This is a genomic window from Alloacidobacterium sp. (genome assembly GCF_035631355.1).
GTDB lineage: Bacteria > Acidobacteriota > Terriglobia > Terriglobales > Acidobacteriaceae > Alloacidobacterium.
In genome coordinates this window covers 26,225-37,730 of sequence record NZ_DASQIX010000006.1, presented here as the reverse complement: position 1 = coordinate 37,730, position 11,506 = coordinate 26,225, and the positions used below count along the sequence as shown (strand labels likewise).

Annotated in this window: 4 protein-coding genes and 1 pseudogene; all 5 read right to left on the bottom strand. The window is 52.3% G+C overall.

The window, feature by feature from the left end; all coding sequences use genetic code 11:
- Positions 1-3,352 (bottom strand): annotated as a pseudogene (locus tag VEV40_RS01870) (hypothetical protein); the annotation flags it as partial.
- Between the two features lie 449 nt (positions 3,353-3,801).
- Positions 3,802-8,034 carry a hypothetical protein gene (locus tag VEV40_RS01865; RefSeq protein WP_324829732.1) on the bottom strand — a complete coding sequence of 1,411 codons (4,233 nt, stop codon included), beginning with the start codon at positions 8,032-8,034 and terminating at the stop codon, positions 3,802-3,804.
- Between the two features lie 33 nt (positions 8,035-8,067).
- Positions 8,068-9,435, bottom strand: coding sequence for a toll/interleukin-1 receptor domain-containing protein (locus VEV40_RS01860; protein WP_324829730.1), 1,368 nt, complete (start codon positions 9,433-9,435; stop codon positions 8,068-8,070).
- 253 nt (positions 9,436-9,688) lie between these two features.
- The gene (locus VEV40_RS01855) at positions 9,689-10,438 is read right to left on the bottom strand and encodes a LytTR family DNA-binding domain-containing protein (protein WP_324829729.1); all 750 of its coding nucleotides are present in this window, start codon (positions 10,436-10,438) and stop codon (positions 9,689-9,691) included.
- Positions 10,413-11,465 (bottom strand): sensor histidine kinase, encoded by a 1,053-nt coding sequence (locus VEV40_RS01850; RefSeq protein ID WP_324829727.1) that lies wholly within the window; start codon positions 11,463-11,465, stop codon positions 10,413-10,415. Before VEV40_RS01850 ends, VEV40_RS01855 begins: the two co-directional genes overlap by 26 nt.
- Between the last annotated feature and the right edge of the window lie 41 nt (positions 11,466-11,506).

Genomic DNA, 11,506 nt, shown 5'->3' with positions numbered 1-11,506 from the left:
ATACCGTTCCCGCGGAAACATTCAGCATCGCGCTGGTGTTGCTGCCTGCGAAATCTGTTGTTCCAATAAATGAAACAGAGAGAGTATGGCTGCCCTGAGCCAATGCATTGAACGGCCCACTGATCTGATAGTTGTTATTGTTGATCAACGCGACACTATAGCTCGTAGAGGAGCCGTCAACTGTTACCGTGAAATCGGCCGCACTGATTCCTGTTGCACTGCTAGGGTTGAGCTGCACAGCGAAGCTGGATGGTTGACCATACAAGTAGGTAAGGCTCGGACTGCCGGAAACCGCAAGTGAGGTCGCGGTGGCAGCCTGCGCTGTGAAATTGATCGTGTCGGTCTGGCTGTCAAAGGTTACTGCGACTGAGCCATTGGCGGTCGAAGATGGCGTTACCGGCGTTAGCTTGGCCGAACCCACACCCGATGTGTTGAATGTTCCGCCAGTCAGCGAAGGATTCGCTGTCACACCTGTGATGATGTAAGTATAAGAGTAATTTGTTGCAACCGCAGGAAACGCGCCGCTGATCGGGTTGCCATCCGAGCCCGTGTTCAGGCTTACGGTAAGATTCATGCTGCCGCTTGGAGGAATCGTTGTGGTATCTGAGGTAAAGCCAAGTTGGGCATAAGGAGCGGTCATTAAACTTCCCGTCGACGAGTCATACAGAACTGCCTGATCGCAGCCACCGCCAGAAATTGCTGGCCCACTGTTACATCCCCACCAGTTGTCCGTTGCGAGAACCTCGCCGGACATGTCGCTGCTCGAGCCCGCGGCCAGACCGCCGGCGCCATTCGTGGAAGTATTGCCAAAGATCCGGCTCAGGCCGACTTGCAGGATATTGCCTTGCGCCATGGTTGCCGTGCCCCCGGAAATCCCCCCGCCATCTGTAACGGCTGAATTGGACAGGAAATTGGAGCTGGTGACTGTCGTTTGAGTTTCCGGCGTTACGACTTCGCTGAAAAGCGCACCGCCCCATATAGCGGCAGAATTATTTTGAAAGAGCGAGGTACTAATCAATAGTCCGGAATTTGTATAGATGCCTCCGCCACTGTCCTGTGCAGCAGCATTAGAACTGAGCGTTACTCCGCTTAACGTGCTTTGAGGTGTGGCTGGCGAGGCTCCACGAGCCCCCAATTCGAGGCCGCCACCCTGTCCCATCGCAAGACCATCACCCGAGTTTAAGGTCATATCTGCCTTGTTGCCTGAAAAGACAGTGTTGGTGGCTGATATTGCAACAGGTCCAGAAGGCGGAATCCCGGAGACGAATGAGGGTGTAAAGATACCGCCACCTTCTTCTGGTGTTGCGTTGTTGGCGATCGTATCTCCGTTCAGAGCAAGCGTTCCAGTGCCGCCGCCTGCCGAGTTATAAGCCCAAATACCACCGCCCGGCCCCCATTGTGCCGTGCAGTTCTTGATAACCGAATTAGTGATTGTAAGGTCTCCAACACTATCAGCGTCCCAGTTTATGCAACCACCATTGCTATTCGCGAACCCTGTCATACTGTTGGCAGGATTGTTGTTGTTTGTGCCGTTCTCAATCGTCAGATTTTCAAATGACAGGCTGAACACGGAACTAGCGCCGCTCGGATTAAATGATCCAAATGGGCCGGGATTGATTGAGAAGATCACATCATTGTTGTTTCCATTGATGATCGTGTTTCCGCTGACGCCAATGATCGTCATAGGTCCGAGGATTTCCAGGTGAGTTAAGGCATTTCCGTTAGCATCAATGGTCCCGGCTTGCCATGTCAGGTTGTAAGTGCCTGCAGGTACCATGATGGTATCCGACGTACCCGCGTTGATATTGTCTGTTGCATCGTTATTCGCGAACGTAATCGCGTCGCGCAGGGTACAGGTTTCTGTAGGATTGGTTGCCTGCGTGCAGCGTATACCGTCGCTGGGATCACTTGTTGTGCCAGTGTTATCCGCGGTTGTGGTCACAAAGAACGTATTTCCAGCGCTGGGCAGAATGATATTCGGCGATATGCTGTCGGTGGTGAGCACCACCCTGCCCTGACGCATATCTGGGCTTACCCGCGCCGATACTGCAGCCAACACATTGCTGGAGGAAAGATTGCTCGATATGACGCGAGTGGGAGGTATTGATGAAGTAAGAGAGAAGCTGCGTGGCAATATTTGCGAATGGCTGATCAACGTCTCTTGCTGTTGCGAGGGGTTGAGCACTATCAGATCATCAAAGCCACCTGTACTGGGTGAGCGCAAGATGATGGGCGGTCTGCCGCTCGCAGGATGCACCGCCGCCGCTGCAGTTCTCTCTATTTCTATCCAGGGAGCATCTCCGGTATTGCCCTCTTGTTGTGCAGGGGGCTGCGTGTTGTCTAAATATCCCTTCAATGAGCGGCGTGTCACAGCAATTTCCGGTGGTGTATAGGGTGTCGGATCGAAACCTTGATGGGCCAGCATTATTACGTCGCCATCGGACGTCACTACCGATAGTTGCAACTGGACGTGACGATCGAACAGGAACTGGCCGGTGGTCACGCTCTCCACGCCGCTGACTGGAACCGTCGTTATGGAGCCGCCCCCTGAAATCGCGTTCTGGCCATGTAGAATGAGCAGCTTGCCACCCGCAACGATCGCTATATCGGGAATCAGGTCTGCATCAAGATTAGCCACGGTCATCGATGTTGCCTTATCCGGCAATGCGTACGTAGCGCGCTTTGTAAATGTATTTGAGCTATAGCTGATGATAGAAAGCCTCGCGCCGTGATTCACCTGATATGTTGCAATGATTGCTTCGCCCAACAATGGAGCGCCGGGTCTGCATGCCGCCAGTGCAGTTATGCCTCCTGCAACAGATGTGCTGACTGGCGACGAGAAACCGCCTTTACCATCTCCAAAGATCACATTGATTACATCGCTTTCCTTATCCGTGTATATGAGGTCCAGATGACCATCGCCGTTCACATCGGCTGAGATCATCAGAGCCGGTTGCATCGAAACAGGGATGGGTTTTGTGATCTGAAGATAGGGATCGGAATACTGATGCCGGCCCGCAGCCACCCAACTCGCGCGGCTCTGCGGCGCATAGGCGTCGAGATTGCCGCGCAGGAGCGCGATGGCTCCTCCCTTAGTCTGGCCATAGCCGATCACCAGATCGCCGATCCCGTCTTCGTCGAAATCTCCTGTCACCATAGACAAAGGCTGCGCCTGCTGGTTTGGAAAATGCAGATGGAGTGGGTGGATCTGTGCTGACCGGTCTGCAGACATGAGTCGCTGTCCAGCGGCTGAAAACGGCTGCAGGGCCAGCCAGACAAATGTAAAAATCAAGCCGCTGGTGATGCAGGAATGTGCGAGTACACACTCTGCGCTTATGGACATGTCTTTCATCGGGCATCTCCGATTCCCGGGATCAAATTATTCTGCAGACAGAAATCTGAGGGCCACAAGGAAAGAACAATGGCTGGAAGAACAGCAAAGTGCCGATGGATATCAACAAAAAGAGAGCGCAAACCCATTCGTACTTAATAAGAACTTTCAGTCGAACGTGTAAGAGCTAGATGCAAGTTTTAGTCGAGCGCGAATGCCCTGTCAACAGGGATTTCATCATCTGTCATCCTGCGTGTTAAGAACCATTACTTAATGCAACAACGTGGTCATTTCAAAACGATTAAAATATTCTGCTCAGTGCTTATTTTTTGCTTAATGCGTGATCCTCAAATTACAGGTGTCCCGCGACAGCAAAGGCAAACAGGGTAAGTAAAAGTAAAAAATTGGTCCAGCTTTACGTTGGGATGATCTGTAAGAACCCTATTCATGCAGCAATAAGGAATAGCAGGTTAAGGAACCAACTGATGGACTTTGCTCTCCAAAAATGCGTGCTTGTCGTTATAGTCTTTCTCTGTTGGGGCCAGCTTGACAGCCTCGGCAACTGCCTGCAGCGCGGTCTTGTATTCTTGTCCCGCGTGAGTCAGGTCTCCATCATGCTCATAAATCGAAGCCAGATATTCAGTGGTCAAACCAAGTCCATACCAACATGTCGGCATATCTCCATTGAGAGCGACCGTTTTTTGAAACAGTTGTGCCGACTGCCCGTACTCCTTCTCTGCATCGGCCTGATTGGATTGGGCTAAAAAAATGTTGCCTATTCCCTGGTGTGCATAAGCCATGTTGCAGGGGTATACAGCATTTTCAGGATCGAGTGCGAGGGCGCGCTCCTCGGCCTCTGCCGCCTGACCGTAATAGTTGATGGCTGCAGCATCATTGTGCTGTTTCTCATTCAACGGAGCGAGACCGTTATAGAACAACCTTCCCAGCTCATCCCAATTTGTGGCACTCGGCTGCAGTTTAATCGTTTCTCGATGCGATTCCAAAGCATCGTTGTAAAAGCTTGTGGCTTCCTTCAATTGGCCTTGAGCCTGCATCTCATCGCCTGCCTGTTGATACGCTCTGGCCAGGCTCGCGCGATAGGTGGCGGCTTTCGGATCCGCAGTCACTTGGTATTTCCTCACCTGAATGGCTTCATCGTATGCTTTAAGCGCTGCCTGATTGTCGGTTTGCTGGATATGAAAAGGCGCAATGCGGTTCAGAAGGAGTTGACAGAGGTCATCGCGGTACTTGTCCACCGTCTTCTCGTCTGCCATACCTATCAATGTGCGATAGGACCCCTCCGCCTCCTCGTAATACGTCGCGGCCGCACTCGGCCGGCCGTGATTAGCAAGATAATAGCCAGCGTTTTCTTGTTCAACGGCTAGGTTCTTGAGATGCTTCAAGTTCTTGGTCTCCGCAGACACTTCAGCTTTTCTTATTTCGACCGTTTCTTCGTGGGCCTGTAATTCTCCTTGAGCATCATGCTGCTGGGCGCGCAATGGAGCAATCTTCGTGTCAAGCAAGTCGCAAAGCCAATCCCGGTATCTCTGCGCTTCCTGCAGGTTTCCTTCTAACTCAATAGCCTTTTTGTAGGAGGCCTCAGCATTGACATAATTCGCCAGCGCAGCGTCTGGTTGTTTAGCGCTCTCGTAATCTTCACCAACTCGACGCAACGCCATGGCACGGTTAAAAAGGTAATAGGCCGTGCTGGGATCCAGATCGGCTGCCTTGCTGGCATCTGCAAGCGCATCCAGATAGTTTTTGGCCGCGCTGTCTGAATCCATTCCTGTATTCGCCATATGATCGTAGCGCAAAAGGAACCGGTCATTTAAATACCGTGGTGACCGCGGGGCATGCTGGATTGCATCGCTGATCCTGGCCATAGCAACCTGATATTCAAGGTCGGCTCCCCTATCATCTTTCTTGTCATGCAAAATATCCCCCATCTCCTGATGTAAAGTGCTGACGAGCTCCCAGTATCCACTATCTGAAGAATCAATTGGTTCAAGTGTCTGTATCAATTGCATCGCCTGTTTGCATTGCGCTATCGCTTCATCGGGTTTCTTGCCTCGACGTAATGTTTCCGCCTGATCGTTCAGCACATAAAGAGATGTAACAATCAGTTCTTTGTTGGTGCGGTCGATCTTCATAAGCTCATTGAGCAGCCTAAGCGCTTCCTGGAAATGCAGCACTGCGTCTTGCGGCTTATCAACAGCAACAAAGGTGCCCAAATCTCGATGAGAATCAGCTAGATCGTTCATCAGGCTCGCGTTACTCCGGTCGATTTGTCGAATCCGTTCGAACCGCGGGATGGCTTGTTGCACAAGTTTTTCCCTGTTGTCGAGGTGCCTGGCTGCGTTGTTTCCTTCGGCCAACAACACAAAGGAGTACGCAAAATCCCGCTGCCATCGTTCATTCTTTGGCTCCCAGTTGACGGCCTCCTGCATAATGTCGTTCAAGCTTTGGTATTGTGCCAGCACCTCTTCCGGATTCCTCCGGTAGAGGTTTACGTTTGCGAGTTGGTTTTCGGCTACGCCCAAGTTACGTTGAGCTTCCGGATCGAAAGGATTCATACGGGCAGTGTTCCTTGCAGTTTCCAGCGCTGCCTGTAGGATCTCTTCCGCATCCTTTTCTTGGCCTTGAGCGTCAAGCACTTCTCCTTCGCCCAGCAGTCCATCCTCGAGGATGTAGCTCCATTGCGCAGTACGTGGCTCCGGCTGCTCCTTTGCGAGTTTGACCGCTTGTTGCATGCTCGCTAGGGCGCTTGCAAGATGATGTTGTTCATAGAGAATCTCTCCGATGCTCTGATACGTGTCCCCTTTATCTCGAAGCAGTTTGTCATGCAATCTGCCGTCCATGTCCGCATGGTCTTGTGTTAGGGCCTTCTGGATGTGGGTTAAGGCTTGCCGATACAAGTCCAAGGAATTCTGAATCTGAAGCTGGTCGGTGGCAACTGCAGCCAACTTGGCTTCGGAATCAGCGAGGTTGTGTAGCCATTCAGGACTGTTCGAATTGCGCTGCACGAGTTGCAGAAAATCGCTCTCTGCCTGCTTGTACTCATCCCCCGCCTCCGTAAGTCTTCCCTGTACATAGTCAAGATCCCCCCGGTTGATGTGCGCCAAGCCTTCAATCTGGATTGCCCTGTCCGAAGTCTCTCCGATCTGTCCCGATTTGAGCAGGCGCAAATAGTCATCGATCTGCTTCTGGACGCTGTTGAGAACTTCAATGCGCCCGATGGGCTTGATGGCGTCCATCAGGTCTTCGCCAATCAGATATGAGGCGAGCTTTTCAGCATTCGCGCGTGCATCCTCCGCTTTGCCCTGTGCCTGCTTCGCGTTTTCCGTCGCCGTTTTTTCCTGACCGATTTCGTGTTTTAGGCTTATGTTCGCAAAATGCACCCTTAATCCCATCACAACAAAGATGGGGGTAGAGACAATCACAAGCGCTGCCGCAACGGCAGCCGTTACCCGGTATTTGCGCGGCACCCTCCACCGCCGTGTTTTGAGAATCGAATTGGCAATTGTGTCGTGGCCAATCTCGTAAAAAAGACTGTCCAGTCGTGGCTCTTCGCGAACAATGCGCTTGTCTACAAGATGTTTCAGGGTGTCTTCGTTGATTTTGTAATTGTGCAGAATTTCATTTTTTTCCAGCATCAGCCGATGTCCGTCGGAGGACAGCAACCCTGTATCGCACAACTCCCTAGCGCGTCCTCGCTGCCTCACTGGGAGCTCGGTCAGCGAGTCGGAATAGAAGCGACGCACCAAGTCTGACATTATGCGTTCGCCACCGAGATCGTCCGCAGTGATAGCTATCGTGGATGAAGTGCTGGTGCGCAGCTTCTGTGGCACAATCACCCGCTCGACGTGCTGGCATAGCAGCTGCAGCTGGAAGGGCTCAATCGTGCCGTGCCGGCCAGCAAGAAAACCAAGCATCATCCGGATCGTATCGTCGGCATAAGTGAATGTCGGCGTATGAAACCTTATGCCGTTTTGCGACTCTCTCAGCGCGGGCTGACGAATAGCGAGCTCCGCATGGCTCCTACTCATCGGTAACAGGCGAAAGCGGTCCTGAAAAAGGGCAGGGAAGTCGGTGCTCAACTCTTCGAGTGATCCGTAGAACTCTTCGCGCAGGCTGAAAATCAGCTTTACCTGTGGAGGTAAATCAGTCAGTCCCTTCTCCCCCTGCTCCAGGCGGCGCCGCACAGAATCTGGAAGATTTCCGGTTGCCAGTGGTCCGATGTCATTGGCAAAATCTTTCTTCCACTCCTGATGGACGGTAGTAAATATTTCCTCAAACTGATCGAAAACCAGAACCGGGCAAAGCAGCTTCTCGCCGCGCCAGAACATTGCCGTCTTGAAAAATTCCCACGGTGTATTTCCAATGCCGGGAGTGTAGTCAAGGTCAGACTCGCGTCCTGCCTCTTCACATGACTGAACTAAGAGTTGCAGGGCACTCATCTTGTCTGTAATGCGCACCCGAATGGGACAGAAGTTGCTGTCGCGGAGTTTAGGGTACACGCCCGCTTTTAGGAGGGACGATTTTCCCAGACCTGAGCTGCCGTATAGTACGAGGAGCCTTGAGCTGACGATCTGTTGTGTGATGGCATTGACTTCATCGTCGCGCCCGGAAAACAGCAGATGATCGGCAGGAGTATCTTCGAACTCATTGGGTCCCGGGTACCGGTATCCATCCGTGCCGCTCATCGTCGTGCCTTTCCAGAACTCGCCGATTTACTGTCAATTGCTCATTGAGCTCATGGCTGCAACACTTCCCATGGATGCTTGACGTGTGTTCCAGTCTTCCAGAATGCTGCGGACTAATTCATTGACTCCGTCGCTCATGGCCGCTATAGAAATTGAATTGAATTTCAACTCATTGAGACGCTCAAGGCGGAAACGGCTCTCGGTATGGACCGGAATCACGAACTTGACGCCATCTCGCATCCTGTTCTGACGCGCTAATGCCAGCCTGATTTCGTCGTAGAACACGCCCTCAGGTCGTGTCATACCTATGGCTTGGACAGGGACAAAATAATTTACTTGCTTTTCGATTACGTGAGCGATCACCCGCTCCCAATTATCACCGCCGCGAAGATTCTGCCTGTCCACCCAAATCGCAACTCCGCCAGCTTTCATCGCCTGCGACAGTCGCTCCACGATCTCTCTGTCTTCGCTTGCGTAGGAGAGGAACGCCATGGGCGCTGTGGCCGGCGGTTCAGGCAGTGTCACCGTTTCTTCACGCGGACCGGCGATTGCCTCATAAGCTTTCCGCAACCTCAATGCAAACTCATTTAAGGATTCCTGCTGAAACTCCATAGTGTTTCCGGCGGAGAAATAAAGCATGGCTTGGTGCTGCTTTGACTGCGCAAAGAATTCAGGAGGTTCAAGTGCCACTGATTTTTCGGTGTGATTCATCAGTCCCAGAGACCGCATGAGCACCCGTAAATACCAGTTCTTAAATCCAAGATCGACAAACAGGCAGCTTGAATCCGGACGGCTGAGGATTCCCGTTATCTGTTCCGGTAGCGGCGGCGACTTGCGAATGACATTTGTCAAGAAATCGATCAAGTCGTTCTCAGTTATCACCAGCGATTCAGGTTTTTCCCGATGTCCGTAAAGATGGTAGATAAGCGGACGCTCGACGCTGAATTCTGAGCTGCGGAACTCCTGTGCTCTTTTGAAGTTGTAGAAGCTTCTGACAGGCGTTTTCTTCTCCAGGGTCATCGCGTTAAAAAGAAAGTCATCCGGAGTAGTGGTAACACAGACCTGGAACGGAAGAGCCGCGATATTGCGATGGAACTCCGTCGTTTCGCTGGCATATTGCTCATAGAAACGCTGGCACTTCTGTTGCAGCATAGCCGAGTTACGGTTGATCTCCTGCCATATCTGGCTCACATGTCGCAAATCATCGGCATTGAGGTCGCTGCGTTGTTCGTCGCTTAATCGCTTGCTGACGTCGTCCGCAAGTCTCCGCGCGAACGCCGTATAGAGGGGAACTTTCTCGCCTACTCCGTCGATCGTGCTGGCATCCGGACCAAGGACAAGAACGCAGTTGCCTCCCAGGATTCGGCTTGCCAGGCTTTCGTATTGCTCCAGATTTTCCATCCGCCCGAACTCCCATGTATCACTGGCTGAAACATCTCTACCAGCGCTAACGCTGCGCGTGTTGTCTAATATAGTGCGGCTCGTCACTTTGCCGTTGCATGAGATGACTGCTGGAGGAGGGCAGTATCTTCAAAGGAATCAGAGTTCTGCAAGGGAAGAGGAATGTTCTGGTTCCGGCAAAATTGTAGCTCTGTTCAGGAGGCCGATGCGAGAAGTTTTTGCATAGTTTTTACGGCAGAGGAGCAGGTCGAAACTAGCGCGCCAACAGACCGGTAATACGCGCCTTGTATCCACGGCTCACAGGGACTTTCTGGCCGTCCTTCATGAGAACGTACGATTCACCTTCCAGCGAATCCGTCCGTATCTCTTTCACGTATTGCAGGTTCACAATAGCCGAGCGGTGCACCCGGATGAATGATTTCGGATCGAGTCTGCTCTCAAAATTGGCCATAGTCTCACGCAGCAGATGATTTTCCCGCTCCGTGCAGATGCGCACATAATTCTCCTCTGCACCGACCCAGCGAATGTCTGAAATGGGCAAGAAAAGTATTCTGCCTCGCGATTTGAAGACGATGCGAGTTGTGTATGGCTCATCTGTACGCCTCGCTGGTTTTACGCCATCGTTGTGCAGCGCCAGTTGTTCGCGGACGCGCTCCATTGCCTGCTGGAGACGCTCACGGGTGAATGGCTTCAGCAGGTAATCGACCGCATTGATCTCAAAGGCGCGCAACGCATACTTATCAAATGCTGTTGTGAAAATAATACGAGGACACGCCACAGCTTTCTTTGAACAAAGCGCGGAGACCACATCAAACCCATCCATTCCGGGCATCTGAATGTCGAGGAGAATCAGGTCAGGATCAGTCATGGTGGCCAGCTCGATCGTTTCCTGCGCCGTGGCCCCTTCGCCGACAATCTCCACATCTGCCTCATCTTCCAGCAGATGGCGCAATTTCTGCCGCGCCAGCACTTCATCGTCAGCGATGATCGTCTGGATGGTCATACGCGTACTCCAGAGTGTTGTCCGTTAGACTTGTTGAGTATTGAAGGGGCAGCATGAGGATTGCCTGCACCTCTCCGTCAGCAAACTCCTTCAGTTCAAAACATTGCGCGCTACCGTAGTGTAGTTCCAGCCGCGACTTTATATTTGCCACACCAACCCGTTCCTTGGTTGCTTCCGCCGCGCTCCGTTGCGCCAGACCTTTGCCGGAATTACGGACACAGATCCTGAGCTGCCCTTCGTGCGTTTGTGCTTCGATGCCAATAAACGCCTCACCAATCGTTCTGGCTACGCCGTGCATATAGGCGTTCTCAACTATTGGCTGCAGGATCATGGTTGGCACCAGCGCATCTAAAGCCTCTGGCTCGATGGCGACATAGTGATGCACAGTCCCACGAAAGCGCGTCTTCTGAATTGACAGGTAGAGCTGTATAAAATCCACTTCATCGGTAAGAAGAATCAGTTGTTGCTCTCCGCGATCGAGCGCGATCCGGAGCATGCTGCTCATCTGTTCGAGTACTTGGTCTGCCGCTTCCATATCGGTCCGCATCAGGCTTGAGACGCTGTTCATTGTGTTGAAGAGAAAGTGAGGATTGAGCTGCATGCGCAACGCGCGCAATTGTGCCTGGGTCAACTGCGTTTCCAGCCGGGCGGCGGCAAACTGCCGCTCACGAAGCCCCTGATAGTACGCAATCGCGCGAAAGAGGCAGAAAGTGAACCAGAAGATGACCAGGTTATTCAGTATTTCCGAATCCAGGTAGTATGCCAGCCTGTGGCCATAGCTCCAGCCTCGCGCTTCCGCTCCAAGCGGAACTTGCGGCTGAAGGGTCAACCAGAGCACCTCTTCCAGCACGCTGACGAAAATGCTGAGCGGAATGACCCGGAGTAAGATCGATTTGGCTGTCGCCGTTTGGATGTATGAACGCAGCGTCCGCCACAGCACCAGCCAGATCACGCCCCAGAGAAAGAAATGAACGCACCACGGAACTACCATCTGCCAGTAAGTAATGTGGTAGCGCCAGGTTCGCATCCCCACATATTCTTGGAGAGCAAAAAGTATCCCCAGCATGA